The organism is Lysobacter sp. P5_B9 (genome assembly GCF_054049835.1).
Genome location: NZ_JBFULP010000003.1, coordinates 83063 through 98976, shown reverse-complemented (window position 1 = coordinate 98976; position 15914 = coordinate 83063). Strand labels below are relative to the sequence as shown.

General features: G+C 68.8%; 13 protein-coding genes. 7 read left to right on the top strand and 6 right to left on the bottom strand.

All coding sequences use genetic code 11. The annotated features are described in order from the left end of the window. The first annotated feature begins 225 nt into the window (after positions 1 to 225). The 3 genes from ACXJJ9_RS08025 to ACXJJ9_RS08015 are packed head-to-tail and all read left to right on the top strand — an operon-like array spanning position 226 to position 3246. On the top strand, positions 226 to 1170 hold the full coding sequence (locus tag ACXJJ9_RS08025) for a UDP-glucuronic acid decarboxylase family protein (RefSeq protein ID WP_457096681.1): 945 nt from the start codon (positions 226 to 228) through the stop codon (positions 1168 to 1170). Continuing rightward, positions 1167 to 2066: a glycosyltransferase family 2 protein gene (locus ACXJJ9_RS08020; protein WP_457096680.1), complete on the top strand. Its 900-nt coding sequence runs from the start codon at positions 1167 to 1169 to the stop codon at positions 2064 to 2066. Before ACXJJ9_RS08025 ends, ACXJJ9_RS08020 begins: the two co-directional genes overlap by 4 nt. A gap of 43 nt (positions 2067 to 2109) precedes the next feature. Continuing rightward, the gene (locus ACXJJ9_RS08015; RefSeq protein WP_457096679.1) at positions 2110 to 3246 is read left to right on the top strand and encodes a glycosyltransferase; all 1137 of its coding nucleotides are present in this window, start codon (positions 2110 to 2112) and stop codon (positions 3244 to 3246) included. A gap of 250 nt (positions 3247 to 3496) precedes the next feature. On the opposite strand, the gene ACXJJ9_RS08010 is transcribed toward ACXJJ9_RS08015, so the two are convergent. The 4 genes from ACXJJ9_RS08010 to rsgA all read right to left on the bottom strand — a co-directional run bounded on the left by ACXJJ9_RS08010 (position 3497) and on the right by rsgA (position 9386). Then, positions 3497 to 4447: a polysaccharide pyruvyl transferase family protein gene (locus ACXJJ9_RS08010; protein WP_457096678.1), complete on the bottom strand. Its 951-nt coding sequence runs from the start codon at positions 4445 to 4447 to the stop codon at positions 3497 to 3499. 71 nt (positions 4448 to 4518) lie between these two features. Next, the gene (locus ACXJJ9_RS08005) at positions 4519 to 6792 is read right to left on the bottom strand and encodes an NADP-dependent malic enzyme (protein ID WP_457096677.1); all 2274 of its coding nucleotides are present in this window, start codon (positions 6790 to 6792) and stop codon (positions 4519 to 4521) included. 107 nt (positions 6793 to 6899) lie between these two features. After that, the gene (locus ACXJJ9_RS08000) at positions 6900 to 8168 is read right to left on the bottom strand and encodes a flavohemoglobin expression-modulating QEGLA motif protein (protein ID WP_457096676.1); all 1269 of its coding nucleotides are present in this window, start codon (positions 8166 to 8168) and stop codon (positions 6900 to 6902) included. Between the two features lie 84 nt (positions 8169 to 8252). Then, on the bottom strand, positions 8253 to 9386 hold the full coding sequence (rsgA, locus tag ACXJJ9_RS07995; protein ID WP_457096940.1) for a ribosome small subunit-dependent GTPase A: 1134 nt from the start codon (positions 9384 to 9386) through the stop codon (positions 8253 to 8255). Positions 9387 to 9570: 184 nt separating this feature from the next. On the opposite strand from rsgA, the gene ACXJJ9_RS07990 reads away from it, so the two are divergent. From ACXJJ9_RS07990 to ACXJJ9_RS07980, 3 genes are all read left to right on the top strand, one after another. After that, entirely contained in the window at positions 9571 to 10821 is a 1251-nt protein-coding gene (locus ACXJJ9_RS07990) for a pyridoxal phosphate-dependent aminotransferase (protein ID WP_457096675.1), read from the top strand. Positions 10822 to 11072: 251 nt separating this feature from the next. After that, a complete protein-coding gene (locus tag ACXJJ9_RS07985; protein ID WP_457096674.1) occupies positions 11073 to 11705 on the top strand; it encodes an SGNH/GDSL hydrolase family protein in 633 nt (210 codons plus the stop codon). Then, entirely contained in the window at positions 11702 to 12400 is a 699-nt protein-coding gene (locus ACXJJ9_RS07980; protein ID WP_457096673.1) for a methyltransferase domain-containing protein, read from the top strand. Before ACXJJ9_RS07985 ends, ACXJJ9_RS07980 begins: the two co-directional genes overlap by 4 nt. Positions 12401 to 12507: 107 nt before the next feature. On the opposite strand, the gene ACXJJ9_RS07975 is transcribed toward ACXJJ9_RS07980, so the two are convergent. Continuing rightward, entirely contained in the window at positions 12508 to 13326 is an 819-nt protein-coding gene (locus tag ACXJJ9_RS07975; RefSeq protein WP_457096672.1) for a polysaccharide deacetylase family protein, read from the bottom strand. Positions 13327 to 13481: 155 nt separating this feature from the next. Between ACXJJ9_RS07975 and grxD the strand changes: the two genes are divergently transcribed. After that, positions 13482 to 14411 (top strand): Grx4 family monothiol glutaredoxin, encoded by a 930-nt coding sequence (gene grxD, locus ACXJJ9_RS07970; protein ID WP_457096671.1) that lies wholly within the window; start codon positions 13482 to 13484, stop codon positions 14409 to 14411. A 100-nt stretch (positions 14412 to 14511) separates the two neighbouring features. Here the strand turns inward: grxD and ACXJJ9_RS07965 are convergent, their stop codons facing one another. Beyond that, positions 14512 to 15903: a cryptochrome/photolyase family protein gene (locus ACXJJ9_RS07965; protein WP_457096670.1), complete on the bottom strand. Its 1392-nt coding sequence runs from the start codon at positions 15901 to 15903 to the stop codon at positions 14512 to 14514. Positions 15904 to 15914: the final 11 nt, after the last annotated feature.

The following is a 15914-nucleotide window of genomic DNA, read 5'->3' as shown; positions in this document are numbered from 1 at the left end:
GACTCCGATGCAAAAGATCCTGGTCACCGGCGGCCAGTACGTGCCAGCGGTGGAACAGGGCTTTGCGGGAACCGATCTGCTGGCGCCCCCGGCCGGCACGTACCCTGCGCGCGGGCCGGTTTGTGACCGGCCCGCGCGTTTCGCGCCTTCCCGCTATCGGCCAATTCAGGCAAAGGGCAGGATCATGCCGCGACCAGCGTTCCCTCGTGCTTTCCCCCAGGACCCATGCTCAAGACCCTAGTGACCGGCGGTGCCGGCTTCCTCGGCTCGCACCTTTGCGAGCGCCTGTTGCGCGACGGCCACGACGTGCTGTGCGTCGACAACTTCTATACCGGCGGCAAGCAGAACATCGCCCACCTGCTGGGCAATCCCTACTTCGAACTGATGCGGCATGACGTCACCTTTCCGCTGTACGTGGAGGTCGACCGGATCTACAACCTCGCCTGCCCCGCGTCGCCGATCCACTACCAGTTCGATCCGGTGCAGACGACCAAGACCAGTGTGCACGGCGCGATCAACATGCTCGGGCTGGCCAAGCGCCTGAAGGCGCGGATCCTGCAGGCCTCGACCAGCGAGGTGTACGGCGATCCGGAGATCCACCCGCAGACTGAGGACTACTGGGGCCGTGTCAATCCGGTTGGCATCCGCGCCTGTTACGACGAAGGCAAGCGCTGCGCCGAGACCCTGTTCTTCGACTACTACCGCCAGCACAACCTCGACATCAAGGTCGTGCGCATCTTCAACACCTACGGCCCGCGGATGCATCCCAACGACGGCCGCGTGGTGAGCAACTTCATCGTGCAGGCGCTCAGGGGCGAGGACATCACGATCTACGGCGACGGACAGCAGACGCGCAGCTTCTGCTACGTCGACGACATGATCGAGGGGTTCGTGCGGATGATGGACACCGAACGCGGCTTCACCGGGCCGATCAACGTCGGCAACCCGTGCGAATTCACGATGCTGCAGCTCGCCGAGGAAGTCCTGAAGCAGGTGGGCGGACGCTCGAAGCTGGCGTTCAAGGCACTGCCGGCCGACGACCCGAAGCAGCGCCAGCCGGACATCACGATGGCGCGCGACAAGCTCGGCTGGGAGCCGACGGTGCAGCTGGAAGACGGGCTGCGCGAAACGATCGCGTACTTCAGGCGGACGCTGGAGATGGTCGCATGAGCACCTCCTTCTCCGTCATCGTCACCAGTTACAACTACAAGGCCTTCGTCGAGGAGGCCATCGAAAGCGCGCTGGCGCAGACGCGCGCGCCGGCGCAGGTCATCGTGGTGGACGACGGCTCCACCGACGGCAGCGTCGAATTGCTCAGGCAACGCTACGGCCACGATCCGCGCGTCACGCTGCTGTGCGGCGAGAACGGCGGGCAGCTGGTGGCGTTCCAGCGCGGGGTCGCCGCGGCAACGGGCGACGTGCTGTGTTTCCTCGATGCCGACGACCGCTGGACACCGGATTACCTGCTGCAGGTCGGCGCGATCTTCGACGTGCGGCGTGATGTGGGTTTCGTGTTCAGCGACATCTGCCTGTTCGGCAACGAACAGCGCACGGTGGGCTATGCGGACCGGCCCATGGACCTGGGCCACACCGCCATCAGCACCTACGTGCTCACGTACTGGTACGGGGCGCCGACCTCGGCCCTGTCGCTGCGCGCGGACCTCGCGCGGCGCTGCCTGGAGCTGCCGGCGGACTACACGCGGACGTGGCGGCTGTCGGCCGACAACTGCCTGGTCTATGGCGCCAGCGTGCTGGGCGCGCGCAAGTACTACCTGCCGACCGGCAGCGTGGGCTATCGCATCCATGGCAACAACGGCTGGTGGTCGAACCGCACGCAGACGGCGAACTACCTCAACCGCCTGCATTCGCGCGCGCTGGTCGGGCATTACGCGCGCGTGGCCGGCCTGGACGATTCTTGCCTGGAGCTGGCCAAGCTGGAATACCGGACCAAGCCCGATCCGTCGTGGGCGGAGAAGAAGCGCTACGCTTCGCTCGCGCTGCGCGGCGCGGCGCCGTGGTGGAAGCGGTATGAGCGCGCACTGAGCGTCCTGACCGACCGCAAGTAAGCGTCGTGGCACCAAGCCCCCGCGGCCCGACAGGTACTCCGGCATGAAACTGCTGTACACCAATTTCCACGACGGCGACGGCGGTGGCCATACCACCTATGTCGTCACCCTGGCGCGTGCGCTGGCGACACGGCACGAAGTGCATGTCGCGGCGCCGGCCAGCAGCCGTCTGCTGCGCGAGGCGCAAAGCCTGGCCGGCGTGCACGTGGCGGCGCAGGAATTCCCCAATGGCCTGAAGCATTTGCGTTCGCGGCGGCGCGCGCGCCGCGCGCTGGCGGCGTTGCTGCGCGCGCACGACTTCGACGTGGTCCACGTCAACGGTTCGGCCGACCACCGGCTGGTGCTGGCGGCCATGCGCGGGCTGCGCCGGCGGCCACGGATCGTGCTGACCAAGCACAACTCCAAGCCGATTACCGGCCTCGGCCAGCGCTTGCGCGCTCGCTCGACGGACCAGGTGATCGCGGTGTGCGACTACACGCTACGCGAGTTGCAGCAGTCGGCCTATCGGCGCTGCCCTCTCGAAACGGTGCACAACGGCATCGACATCGCGCACTACACGCCATGGCCGGACGATGCGGCCAGCGCGGAACGGCAGCGCTGGGTCGGTGATGCGCCCGTCCTGCTGATCGGCAGCATTGCGGGCACGGCCCTCTACAAGGGGTGGATGGACCTGGTGGAGGCGCTGCCGTTGCTGCCGGCGCCGCTGCGCGAGCGCGTGCACGTGCTGGTGGCGGGCAAGCCGCCGGCCATGGAGCAGCGTCAACGCATTGCCGCGCTGGGCCTGACGGACCGCGTGCATTTCCCGGGCATGTTGACCGATGTGAGGCCTCTGGTCGCGGCGTTGGATGCCGGCTTCGTCCTGTCGCACGACGTGGAAACGATCTCCTTCGCGTGTCGCGAGATGATGGCGATGGGCAAGCCGGTGCTGCTGACGGACTACGCGGGGCTGCCGGAGAACATCACGCCGGGGCGCGAAGGCTGGGTCGTGCCGGTGCGCGATCAGGTGGCCCTGGCGCAGGCCCTGCAGCACATGCTGGAACAGCGCGAGCGGCTGCCTACGATGGGCGCGGCCGCGCGGGCGCGGGCGGTCGCCGGATTCGGCATGGGACCTTTCATTGCCAAGACCGAAGGGATTTATCAGCGGCTGTTTCAGGCTGGGGGGGCGGCTGCTGCGGGATGAGGACGTGGGCTTCGTGCCGCTTCCCGGCCCCGTGCCCCCTCCCCAGCCCTCCCCCGCGTTGCGGGGGAGGGAGTGCAATCTGTCCCCGTCGTGCCCCCACCCCGGCCCTCCCCCGCGTTGCGGGGGAGGGAGTGCAATCTCCCGACCCAGGCTCCTTCCCCCGCGTGGGGGGAAGGTTGGGATGAGGTACTGGAGTGTCAGGCTCCTTCCCCCGCGTGCGGGGGAAGGTTGGGATGGGGGTACTGTGGTATCAGGCTCCTTCCCCCGCGCGCGGGGGAAGGTTGGGACGGGGGTGCGGGCGCAGGAATTGCAGCCCATGGTCAGCGGCAAACCGCGCGCAGGCCTCGCCCATCCGCTCCTGCTGGCGGGCGCGAGCGGCGGGGTCGCTGAGGACGAAGGCGCCGGTCTCGCTGGCTATGCTGATCAGGTCCTGGCGCACGCGTTCGACGTCGGACGCCGTCGCGGCGCGCACGGGGCGCAGGTGGTTGCGCTCGTCGGGGCCGCCGGCGAATCGGGCGAGGCGGTTGCCGATGGCCTTGCCGGTCGGCAGCTTGCGCTTGAGTTCGACGTGCACCTCGGCGGTGTGGAGCTTCATGCCGAGGGTGTCGAGCCAGTCCTGCCACTTGAAGTCGTTGAAGCGGCGCGCCAGCACCAGTGCGCGCCACGGCACGCCAAGGGTGTCGGCGAAGATCGCGCCGTGCAGGGATTCGGTGAGCACGCGCTCGCAACCGGCGATGGCGTCGGCGACGGCCTGCGGCGACTGGCGCGGATCGATGGGGTAAAGCCCCGCTCCGCGCGCGAGCGCGTCCCAGTCCCAGCTGTCGTAGCTCTTGTGATGCGGGACGAGGCCGATGCGGCCACTGACGACGGGTAATGGCGTGCGATGCAGCGGCGGCCACAGCACCGCGGCATCGCCGAGGCCGAGTGCGGGATCGAGATGGCACTTGGCCGCGGTACCGGGACCGCGCACCCAGTACACGCGCCAGTCGCTGCCGAGTTGCGGCGTGCCGCGATAACCACAACCGGAACCGAGCACGACCTTGGGGCCGTCCGGCTGGGTGCCGCCGAGGATGGTGCCGATGCCGTAGAGCCAGGTGTCGGGATGCTGCGCTTCGAGGTCCGGGAACAGGGCGGGCCACAGTTCCAGGTTGAGGTCATCGCCGAAATTGCCCTGCGGCAGCTTGCAGTACTTCAGGCGCATGCCCTGCTCTCCGTATTCGGCTTCATCCCGTGGGCATCGCGTCGCGACGCGATGCCCGTGGCGTGCCCTGCCTACTTCCGTGCCGCGCGGATCTGCGCATCCACCGCGGCGATCGCGGTCATGTTGACCACGCGGCGCGGGGTCGAAGCCGGCGTGAGGATGTGCGCGGGCTTGTCCAGGCCCATCAGGATCGGGCCGATCGCGACGCCATCGGTCATCACCCGCACCATGTTGTAGGTGATGTTGGCGGCGTCGAGATTGGGCATCACGAACAGGTTGGCGCGGCCCTTGAGCGTGGAGTTGGGGAAGATGCGGTGGCGCAGCTCTTCGTCCCACGCGGTGTCGGCCATCATCTCGCCGTCGACCTCGAGCTTGGGCACGCGCTCGCGGATGATCTGGTACGCCTTGCGCATCTTCGCCGCGGAGGCATCGTCGTGGCTGCCGAAGTTGGAGTGCGACAGCAGCGCGACCTTGGGCTCGATGCCGAACAGCTTCATGCGATAGGTCGCCTGCAGCGTGGCCTGGGCGATCTGTTCGGCGCTCGGGTCGAACTGCACGTGGGTGTCGAGGAAGAACCACACGCCCTGGTCGTTGATCACGCCGGTCATCGCGGCGGTGCCGGTGACGCCCTGCTCGAAGGCGAACACGCTGCGCATGTAGCCGAGCTTCTTGTGGAAGCGGCCGACCAGGCCGGAGATCATCGCGTCGGCTTCGCCACGCTCGACCATCAGCGCCGCGATCAGGGTGGGGCGCGAGCGCAGCAGGTTCTTCGCCGCCGCCGGGGTGACGCCGCGGCGCTCGGTGAGGGCGTGGTACTGCTGCCAGTAGGAGTCGAAGCGCGGATCGGAATTGATGTTGGTGAGTTCGAAATCCTCGCCCGCCTTCATGCGCAGGCCCAGGCGCGCGATGCGCGTCTCGATCACCTCGGGGCGGCCGATCAGGATCGGATAGGCGAGCTCCTCGTCGATCACCGTCTGCACGGCGCGCAGCACGGTCTCTTCCTCGCCTTCGGCATAGACCACGCGCTTCTTGTCGGTGCGGGCGCGGTCGTACACCGGCTTCATCAGCAGGCCGGTGCGGTAGATGAACTGGGCGAGCTTCTCCTCGTACGCCTTCATGTCGAGGATCGGGCGCGTGGCCATGCCCGAATCCATCGCCGCGCGCGCCACGGCCGGCGCCAGCATCACCAGCAGGCGCGGGTCGAACGGACGCGGAATCAGGTAGTCGGGGCCGAACTTCGGGATATCGCCGCCGTAGGCACCTGCCAGGTCGGACGATTCCATGCGCGCGATCTGGGCGATGGCGCGCACGCAGGCGAGCTTCATCGACTCGTTGATCTCGGTCGCGCCGACGTCGAGCGCGCCGCGGAAGATGTACGGGAAGCACAGCGCGTTGTTGACCTGGTTCGGGTAGTCCGAACGGCCGGTGGCGATGATGCAGTCCGGGCGCACTTTCTTCGCGTCTTCCGGGAGGATTTCCGGATACGGGTTGGCGAGCGCGAGGATCACCGGCTTGTCCGCCATCGTCGCCACCATCTCCGGCTTGAGCACGCCGCCGGCGGACAGGCCGAGGAAGATGTCGGCGCCGTGCATGATGTCGGCGAGCGTGCGCTTGTCGGTGTCGCGCGCGTAACGCTGCTTGTCCGGGTCCATGTGGCCGCGGCCGGTGTAGAGCACGCCATCACGATCCACCGCGAGGATGTTCTCCGGCTTCATGCCCAGCGCCACGAGCATGTCGAGGCAGGCGATGCCGGCGGCGCCGGCGCCGGAGGTGGCGAGCTTCACCTCGCCGATCTTCTTGCCGACGATCTCGAGCGCGTTGAGCACGGCCGAGCCGACGATGATCGCGGTGCCGTGCTGGTCGTCGTGGAACACCGGGATGTTCATGCGCTCGCGCAGCTTGCGCTCGACGATGAAGCACTCCGGCGCCTTGATGTCCTCGAGGTTGATGCCGCCGAAGGTCGGCTCGAGCGAGGCGATGATGTCGACGAGCTTGTCCGGGTCCTTCTCGTCGACCTCGATGTCGAACACGTCGATGCCGGCGAACTTCTGGAACAGCACGCCCTTGCCTTCCATTACCGGCTTGCCGGCAAGGGGGCCGATGTCGCCCAGGCCGAGCACGGCGGTGCCGTTGGAGATCACCGCGACCAGGTTGCCGCGCGCGGTGTACTCGCTGGCGAGCCGGGGATCGCGGGCGATCTCCTCACATGCGTAGGCGACGCCGGGCGAGTACGCCAGGGCGAGGTCGCGCTGGGTCACCATCGGCTTGGTCGCGGTGACCTTGATCTTCCCGCGCGGTTCCACGCGGTGGTAGTCGAGGGCGGCTTGTTTCAGGTCGTCGGACATCGCGGGCTTGAATTCGGCGGGGCTCGGGATTGTAGCCTGCCCCCTGCGGCGGGTTTTGTGGCGGGTTTTGCGGCGGCAAACCGCGGATTCCGGCCCAGGGGCCGGCTTCAGACGTCGAGGTCGAAGAAGTCGCCACCCTTCGCCACCGCATCGAGGCGGATGCGGTTGGCGAACAGCGAGAAGGCGAGCATGCCGGCCAGGCCGTTGGCCCGACGGATCCATTGCGGCATCCAGCGCGGCGGCACCAGCACGCCCTGGTCGAACAGGGGTTCCAGCCGCTGCACGTCGCCCAGGGTCATCTTGCCGGCGAACAGGCGCCGGCACAGCAGCAGCTTGCCGTGGCTCATGGCCCAGCGGAAGAAGGTGTGCACGCTGATCAGGCCGCGCAGGTACACGGTGTCCTTGGTGAAGGCGGAGCCACCGGTGGGCGGCACGCCGCGGAACACGCGCTGCGCCGAGGTGAAGCTGTCGGCGTCGTTCTGGCCGGCGGCGCGGAAGTAATGGAACACCTCCAGGAAGTCGGCGCCGTCCAGGGCCATCGCCACCGCCTCGATGCGCAGGCTGATGCGCTTCATGCGCTCGATGTCGATCGAGCCGGTGATCTGTTCGGCGAACACGGCCAGGCCTTCCTGGGTCGCGGTGGTGCGCGGCGAAGACAGCGCCAGGCTCTGCAGGTGCGGCTGCTCGCGGCCGTTGAGCGCGGTGAGCGAGTGCACGAAGGCCTCGTGTTCGATCAGCTGGTGGCGGTCGTAGTCGCTGAAGGCGGCGCCGTGGCGCAGGCGGATGCGGGTGGCGCCGGCGGCGGCCTTGGCGATGAGGTCGGGATCGAGCACGACTTCGATCACGCGCTGGTTGAAGAAATCATCGAGCGCGGATTGCAGCTGCAGTTGCAGCGCGGTGGCGGAGATCGACACGCATTCGGCGGGCGAGAGCAGTTCGCGGTCGAGCTCGTCGGCGATATCGATGAAGTGGCGCGCGGCCTCGCGCGTGGTCGGGCCCTTGCCGGGCAGGATCTCGTCGGGGCGGCCGAACAGCTCGATCGACAGGTCGCCGACGGCGTGGGTGCCCAGCACTTCCAGCAGGCCGGCGGCGACCGACCAGCTGCGCGCGGATTCGCAGATGTAGCGGCCCATCGGATGGTCGTGATCGGCCTCGTTGGCGACCGCATCGAGTTCGCGCCGTTCTTCGTGGAAGTCGTACTTGGGGTATTCGATCACCGGCATCGGGTAGCGGCCCTGCGCGGCTTCGTCGAGGAACGACTTCTGCACGCTGGCGGGCCAGCTCACCTGCGAGAGCAGGCGGATGCCCTTGGCGGCCTTGACCATGCGCGCATCGAGCGCGGAATGGTGGGCGACATCGGGGGTGAGTTCGGTCATGGGGTTTGTTCCTTCCCCAGCGGGGAAGGCCCCCACCCCGGCCCTCCGCGCCGCGGGGGAGGGGGTGCGGTGCGGGGGCGGCGGTCAGCGGCGCCCATATTTTTCGTCCGGGCGCTTGTTCGGCGTCTTGCCCGGGGCCTTGTCGTCGGCCTTCTGCGCGCGCCGGTTGGCGGCCTTGCTCGCGGCGGCGGCGACTTCATCGCTGAGCTTGAGGAAGTTGGCGAAGCGCTGCGGGTCGAGCTTGCCGGCCTCGATCGCGGCGCGGACCGCGCAGCCGGGTTCGCGCTGGTGCTTGCAGTCGCGGAAGCGGCATTGCTCGGCCAGCGCCTCGACGTCGCTGAAGTTCTCGGCGACGTCTTCCTCGCCGGTCGGCTTGAGTTCGCGCATGCCCGGCGTGTCGATCAGGCAGGCACCGGTCGGCAGCGGGATCAGCGCACGGTAGGTGGTGGTGTGGCGGCCGCGCGAGTCGCTTTCGCGTACCTCGGCGGTCTTCATCCTCTCCACACCAAGCAGGGTGTTGGTGAGCGTGGACTTGCCCGCGCCCGAGGAACCCACCAGTACCGCGGTGCGGCCCGGCTGCAGCCAGGCGTGCAGGGCTGCGACGCTGGCCGCGTCCTTGGCATTGACCGCGCGCACGGCCACGTCCTGCGCGGCGAGCTCGAGCACGGACACGGCGGCGGCGCTGTCGGTATCGGCGAGGTCGGACTTGGTCAGCACGACTACCGGCTCGGCACCGCCACCGCGCACCAGCAGCAGGTAGCGCTCGATGCGGCGCGGGTTGAAGTCGGCGTCGAGGCCACAGACGACGAAGACGGTGTCGACGTTGGCGGCGATGAGCTGCTGCTTGTAGTGCTCGCCGGCGGCGGCACGCTTGATCGAGGTGCGGCGCGGCAGCAGCTCTACGATCTTTGAATGCTTGATGGAACTGCCTTCGATCAGCACCCAGTCGCCCACGGCCGGGCGTTCTTCCGGGGCGCTGGCGCCCTTGCGGTAGGTGGCCGGGCGCAGCCATTCAGGCAGGGATTCGACCGAAAAGCTGTGCTCGGGGCCATCGGCAACGATGTACCCGCTGCGGTGCTGCTCGACCACGCGGGCCGGGCGGGCATGGGGGCGCAGGACCATGGCTTCGCGCCAGGCGAGCTCGACGGGCAGGCCGTCGTCGGCCAGTGGCCAGCCAATGGCCTGCAGGTCGGCGAGGCCGGGGGTCGCCGTCTCGATGCTCGACGTGCTCAAACTGGGACGCGGATGGAGGGCATGGCCCGATTCTAGCCGTCGCGGTAGCGGGAAAGGCCCTGCAGGCCTTTTTGGCCTGTGATGCCGCGCCCATTGCGCTGAACCCGTGCCGCTGAAGCGGCGGGACATTTCCGCTAGTCTGGCCCGCCCAGCCGAAATCGTTGCGCCGATGTCCCTGCCCCCCGTGAAGACCCGCGAACGCCTGTCCGAAGTCCGTTATGAAATCCGCGGGGAACTGGCCCGCCGCGCCCGCGAGCTGGAAGCCCAGGGCCGCCGGCAGATCAAGCTCAACATCGGCAATCCGGGGGCGTTCGGGTTCCGCGCGCCGGAACACCTGCAGCGCGCGATCGCCGAGCGCATCGAGCAGACCGATCCCTACACCCACCAGCAGGGCCTGCCGGCCGCGCGCGAGGCCATCGCCGCCTTCCACCGCCAGCGCGGCACTCCCAATGCGTCGCCCGAGCGGGTGTTCGTCGGCAACGGTGTCAGCGAACTCATCGACCTCTCGCTGCGTGCGCTGCTCAATCCCGGCGACGAGGTGCTGCTGCCCTCGCCCGACTACCCGCTGTGGTCGGCCGCGACCATCCTCAACGATGGCCGCCCGGTCTACTACCAGTGCAAGCCGGAGAACGGCTTCCTGCCGAGCCCCGAGGAAATCGAGTCGCTGGTGTCGCCGCGCACCCGCGCGATCGTGCTGATCAATCCGAACAACCCGACCGGCGCCGCCTACCCGCGCGAGCTGCTGGAGAAGATCGTCGCGGTCGCCCAGCGCCACAAGCTGCTGTTGATGAGCGACGAGATCTACGACTCGATCCTGTACGACGATGCGACCTTTACTCCGGTGGCACCGCTGGCCGGCGACCTTCCGTGCCTGTCGTTCGGTGGCCTGTCCAAGGTGCATCGCGCCTGTGGCTGGCGCGTGGGCTGGGCCGTGCTCAGCGGCGATCCGCTCGCCAGCGGCGACCTGCACCACGCGATGGACCTGCTCGGCGCGCTGCGCCTGTGCGCCAACGTGCCGGGGCAGTTCGCGATCGAAGCCGCGCTGCACGGCGAAGACACCATCGCGCCGCTGTGCGCGCCGGGCGGGCGCCTGTACGAAGCACGCCGCGCGGTGAGCGAAAGCGTCGCCGCGAGCCAGCACCTGGAACTGGTCGCCCCGGCGGGCGCGCTGTACGCCTTCCCGGCGGTGACCGGCGATGCGGCGATCGGCTTCGACGATCACCGCTTCGCCCTGGAACTGCTGGAAACCGAAGACGTGCTGGTGGTGCCGGGTTCGAGCTTCAACGTGCCCTACCGCAACCACTTCCGCGTCACGCTGCTGCCGCAGCCGGACGACCTGCGCGAGGTGTTCCGCCGCATCGAGCGCGTGCTGGACCGCTATGCCGAGCAGAACCGGGCGAAGCGCACTGCGGTCGCGTAAGGCGGCGTAGGCCCGCCCAGGCAGGCCCTCCTCTCTCGCTTGCGGGAGAGGGACAGCGTTGCGCAGCAACGCAGGGTGAGGGTCGTGCGGCGACATTCCCCGGTGAAGCGCCCCCTCGTCCGCCTGCCCTCAACGGCCTGCCGCCCGTTTCGACCTCCTCCCCGCAAGCGGGGAGAAGGAAGAAGGCGTCCCCTCCGCCGATGACGCTCCGCGCACGGCACCTTAATCCGGCACCCGCATAGAATGCGGGCATGGACGCAGCCAACAACGGCAACACCCTGAGCTACCTCGCCCTCGGCGACAGCTACACCATCGGTGAGAGCGTCCCGGAAGGCGGTCGCTGGCCGGTGCAACTGGCACGCGCGCTGCGGGACGAAGGCGTCACCCTGGGCGATCCGCGCATCATCGCCGCGACCGGCTGGACCACAGACGAACTGGAATGGGGCATCGATTCGGTCCCGGACCTGGGAAAGTTCGATTTCGTCTCGCTGCTGATCGGCGTCAACAACCAGTACCGCAACCGTAGCGCGGTGGCCTACGGCGGCGAATTCCACACGCTGCTGCAGCGCGCGATCCGGCATGCGAACGGCCGCGCCGGACGAGTGCTGGTGCTGTCGATCCCCGATTGGGGCGTGACTCCGTTCGCCGCCAACGACCAGCGCGATGCGGCCACCATCGGTAGCGAGATCGATGCGTTCAACGCCGCCGCGCGCAGGATGTGCGAGAAGGAAGGCGTGGCGTTCGTCGACATCACGCCGGTGTCGCGCGAACACGGCGCGAAAGCGGAGATGCTGGCCGCGGACGGCCTGCATCCATCCGCTGCGATGTACACGTTGTGGACGCAGGCGGCACTGCCGGTCGCGCGCACGTTGCTGACGAAATGAGCGACGCGACGGGCGCCATGCAACCGCTGCCGGGCGGACAGGTGCGCGCGATCGCGGACGCCTATCGGCCCGGACACGTGCTGGGCAATTACTGGGACTATTGCTACACCCGCGCCAAGCTCGGCAGCGATCCGCTGTATCCGGGCGTGTGCGAAGCGTTGCGCGATACGAGCGCGCCGCTGCTCGATCTGGGCTGCGGGCTGGGCCTGCTCGCGCATGCCCTGCGGGCACAGGGCATCGCCCTTCCGTATCGCGGCGTCGACAACGACGGCGGCAAGATCGCTCGGGCACGGCGCTCGGCGTCGCGGGCGGGGCTGCCGGATGTCGACTTCGCCACGATCGACCTGGCGCGCGAGTATCCCGCACACCGCGGCAGCGTCGCCCTGCTCGACGTGCTGCAGTTCATTGCGCCCGACGCGCAGGCGCGTGCACTCGATGCCGCGGTCGCGATGCTGGTGCCGGGCGCGAAGCTGGTGATACGCACAGGACTCGCTGATGGCAGCAAGCGCGCGCGGGTCACGCGCGCCGTCGATGTGTTCTCGCGCGCACTGGGCTGGATGAATGCCGGGCCGTCGCGCTATCCCGACGCCGATGACCTGCGCACGCGCTTCGCCGCGGCGGGACTGCAGGTCGAGTTCACTCCGCTGTACGGCAATACGCCGTTCAACAACTGGCGGGTCGTGGCGACGAAGTAACGTTCCCGGGCTGCGCCCGGGAAACCCCAAAATTTGCTGCGCAAACTTCGGGCCCCACCCGCGCTTCCACACCCCATTCGCGCCGGCGGCGCGAATCGCCCCCTGACTCAGGGGGCTTTGCATGACAGCGCGGGTGCGGCCTCCGCCGTTTCGAGGTCTTCCGGCAGCACAGTGCCGTAGCCCAGTGCCTCCAGGCGCTGCAGCAGCAGGGTCATCGCTTCCAGGTTGCGGCCGTGCGGGGATCCCTCGTGCGCCAGCACGATCGCGCCCGGCGCCAGCCCACGCTCGATGCGGGCGACCACCGCGTGCGGATCCGATGCGACCGCGTCGAAACCGCGCGCGCACCAGGCAACCCGTGCGAGGCCGTGTTCGCGCAGGGGCGCGGCCACGAACGGGTTGGCCAGGCCGACCACGGCGCGGAACCAGCGCGGCGCGGTGCCGGTGATGCCCGCCAGCGTGGACTGGTTGCGCGCGATCTCCTGGCGCAGTTGCCGTGGCCCCAGCGCCCAGAACCACGCCTGCGGATGGGTCTGGCTGTGGTTGCCGAGCGTGTGGCCGCGCCGCACGATCTCGCGGATCAGTTCGGGCCGCCGTGCGGCGCGGTCGCCGATGACGAAGAAGGTGGCGCGCATCCCGTGGCGATCCAGCAGGTCGAGGATTGCCAGGGTGTCGTCCGAAGGGCCGTCATCGATGGTCAGCCACACCTGCCTGGCGTCGATCGGCAGGCGCCGCAGCACCGGGCTGAATACGCGCGAATCCGGCTTCAGCGTGCCCCACCACACCGGCACGTGCGACAACAGCATCGCCGGCAGGCCCCAGTGCCAGCCCCAGCGCCACCAGACCAGCACCACCGTCAACTGCGACAGCAGCAGCCAGGCGATCCATACGTGCGGATGGCGTGGCGGGCGATGCAGGGGTACGGGCATGGCCGCGATGATGCGGCCCGCGCCTGCCCCACGCAACGCGACACCGTTGCCGGACGCCCGCGTCTGGCACGCAACGTTCCGGCGCGTCCGGCGAATTCAGCTGAAAGCGACGGCCGTGGCGCGTAAAATTGCGCATCCCCGTTCCGGAATCCCCCATGTCCCTCGATCCCATGCTGCGTTCGCGCATCGAAACCCTGTTGCAGGCGAACCGCATCGTGCTGTTCATGAAGGGCGACCCGCGTGCGCCGCAGTGCGGCTTCTCGGCCAAGGCGGTGGCGGCGCTGTCGGCGCTCGACGTCGACTACGCCCACGTCGACGTGCTGTCCGATCCCGAGATCCGCGAAGGCATCAAACAGTACGGCGACTGGCCGACGATCCCGCAGCTCTACGTCGGCGGCGACCTCGTCGGCGGCAGCGACATCATCGAGCAGATGGTGAACTCCGGGGAACTGCATTCCCTGCTCGGCCTGCCCGCCCCGGACCGCACGCCGCCGGCGATCACGATCACTCCCGATGCGGCGGCGATGCTGCGCGACGCGCTCGGCAACGCCGGCGACGGTTACGCGTTGCAGGTCGAGGTCGACGCACGCTTCAACGCCAAGCTGCAGCTTGCCCCGCTCGACGCCAACGCGATCGCGGTCGAGCAGGAGGGCATCCGCGCGCAGTTCGACATGACCAGCGCGCGCCGCGCCCAGGGCCTGCGCATCGACTGGGTCGACGACGAACGCGGCCGCGGCCTGGTGATCGACAACCCGAACGCACCGCCGAAGACGAAGATCATGACCGTGGTCGAGGCCAACGCGCGCGCCGCAGCGGGTTCGCTCACCCTGGTCGACGTGCGCCCGCCGGAAGAGCGCGCGCTGGCGGCGGTCAACGTGCCGTTCTCGGTGTTCGACGGCGATGCGCGCTCGCACCTGGAAGGCCTGCCGAAGGACACGCCGCTGGCATTCCTGTGCCACCACGGCGGCCGCAGCGCGCAGGCGGCGGAGCATTTCCGCGGACTCGGATTTCGCGACGTCTACAACGTCGAGGGCGGCATCGAGGCGTGGGCACAGGAAGCCGACGCGCACGTGCCGCGGTATTGAGGCGCGAACCAGCGGTTATTGGAGAAGGCGGGCACAAGCCCGCCTTTTTCGTGGCGGTGACTTCAGCAGCGACTGCAGCGTTGTCCGCAGCTCACTCGCGTCAGCGCCGGTTGCGCGCGAGCGCGTCCAGCGCGTCCCTGCGGCTCTGCGCCAGGTCCACGATCGGCGTGACGTAGTCGCGCGGAGTCACGCCCATCCACGGCTGGTGCCGCTGCGCTGGCGCCAGATCGGCCAACTCGGGGACCCAGCGCGCGATGTAGTCGCCGCGCGGATCGAACTTCTGCGCCTGCAGCACCGGGTTGAACACGCGGTAATACGGCGCGGCATCCGCGCCGGTGCCCGCCACCCATTGCCAGCCCAGCGTGTTGTTCGCGAGGTCCGCATCGACCAGCGTGTCCCAGAACCAGCGCGCACCGTGCTGCCAGTGCACACGCAGGTTCTTGCTCAGGAAGCTCGCCACGATCATGCGCACGCGGTTGTGCATCCAACCGGTATGCCACAGCTCGCGCATGCCGGCGTCGACGATGGGAATGCCGGTGCGGCCGCGCTGCCATGCCTGCAACTGGCGCACCGACGGCTGCGCCCACCGAAAACCATCGAAGCGCGGATTGAAGTTGGCGTCGGGCGTGTGCGGGAAATGATGCAGCAGGTGGTGGGCGAATTCGCGCCAGCCCAGTTCGCGCACGAAGGCATCGCGATCGGTCCCGGCGGGGACGGACTCGATCAGGTGCGCGACTCGCCACGGCGCGATCTCGCCGAAGTGCAGGTGCGGCGACAGCCGCGAGGTTCCGGCGAGACCGGGACGATCGCGATGGTCCTGGTAGCCCGCCAACGCGTTGGCGAAAAAACGCTGCGCGGCGGCGTGCGCACCATGTTCGCCCGGCGTCCACTCGGACCAGAAGCCCGCATCCCAGCGTGATGCCGACTGCAATCCCAACGCGTCGATGGATACCGCGCCTTCGATCGCAGGCGGCGCGGGCAACCGCGGCGGCGCGTCCACCAGGGCCGGCAGCCGCCATTGACCCAATGCCGTGCGCCAGAACGGCGTGAACACGCGGTAGGGATCGCCGTTCTTCGTCTGCAGCTGCCATGGCTCGAACAGCAACGCGCCGTTGTAGCTCTCGGCGCGTACTCCGTCGGCGCGCAGCGCGCGCTTGATCGCGGCATCGCGCGCCTCGATCACCGGTTCGTAGCGGCGGTTCCAGAACACGGCTTCCGCGCCCACTTGCGCAGCGAGCCGCTGCAACGTGGGCAGCGTGGGTCCGCGCACGACCTGCAGGCGCGAACCGCAGGCGCGCAGGTCGGCATCGAGGGCGAGCAGCGAGCGCTGCCGCCACGTGTCCGAAGCGGCGCCGGGCACCCACGCACCTTCTTCCTCCGGCGCATGGACGTACACGGGTACCGGCTCGAGTCCCGCCCGCAGTGTCGCCTGCAGCGCGGGGTTGTCGGCGAGGCGCAGGTCGTTGCGGAACCAGACGAGGGCGCGGGTCATCGTTCTACGAT

What these genes read in the sequence shown, in the direction of transcription:
- ACXJJ9_RS08025 (WP_457096681.1), top strand. Translation starts at nt 226, where the DNA reads ATGCTCAAGACCCTAGTGACCGGCGGTGCCGGCTTCCTCGGCTCGCAC.
- ACXJJ9_RS08020 (WP_457096680.1), top strand. Translation starts at nt 1,167, where the DNA reads ATGAGCACCTCCTTCTCCGTCATCGTCACCAGTTACAACTACAAGGCC.
- ACXJJ9_RS08015 (WP_457096679.1), top strand. Translation starts at nt 2,110, where the DNA reads ATGAAACTGCTGTACACCAATTTCCACGACGGCGACGGCGGTGGCCAT.
- ACXJJ9_RS08010 (WP_457096678.1), bottom strand. Translation starts at nt 4,447, where the DNA reads ATGCGCCTGAAGTACTGCAAGCTGCCGCAGGGCAATTTCGGCGATGAC.
- ACXJJ9_RS08005 (WP_457096677.1), bottom strand. Translation starts at nt 6,792, where the DNA reads ATGTCCGACGACCTGAAACAAGCCGCCCTCGACTACCACCGCGTGGAA.
- ACXJJ9_RS08000 (WP_457096676.1), bottom strand. Translation starts at nt 8,168, where the DNA reads ATGACCGAACTCACCCCCGATGTCGCCCACCATTCCGCGCTCGATGCG.
- ACXJJ9_RS07990 (WP_457096675.1), top strand. Translation starts at nt 9,571, where the DNA reads ATGTCCCTGCCCCCCGTGAAGACCCGCGAACGCCTGTCCGAAGTCCGT.
- ACXJJ9_RS07985 (WP_457096674.1), top strand. Translation starts at nt 11,073, where the DNA reads ATGGACGCAGCCAACAACGGCAACACCCTGAGCTACCTCGCCCTCGGC.
- ACXJJ9_RS07980 (WP_457096673.1), top strand. Translation starts at nt 11,702, where the DNA reads ATGAGCGACGCGACGGGCGCCATGCAACCGCTGCCGGGCGGACAGGTG.
- ACXJJ9_RS07975 (WP_457096672.1), bottom strand. Translation starts at nt 13,326, where the DNA reads ATGCCCGTACCCCTGCATCGCCCGCCACGCCATCCGCACGTATGGATC.
- grxD (WP_457096671.1), top strand. Translation starts at nt 13,482, where the DNA reads ATGTCCCTCGATCCCATGCTGCGTTCGCGCATCGAAACCCTGTTGCAG.
- ACXJJ9_RS07965 (WP_457096670.1), bottom strand. Translation starts at nt 15,903, where the DNA reads ATGACCCGCGCCCTCGTCTGGTTCCGCAACGACCTGCGCCTCGCCGAC.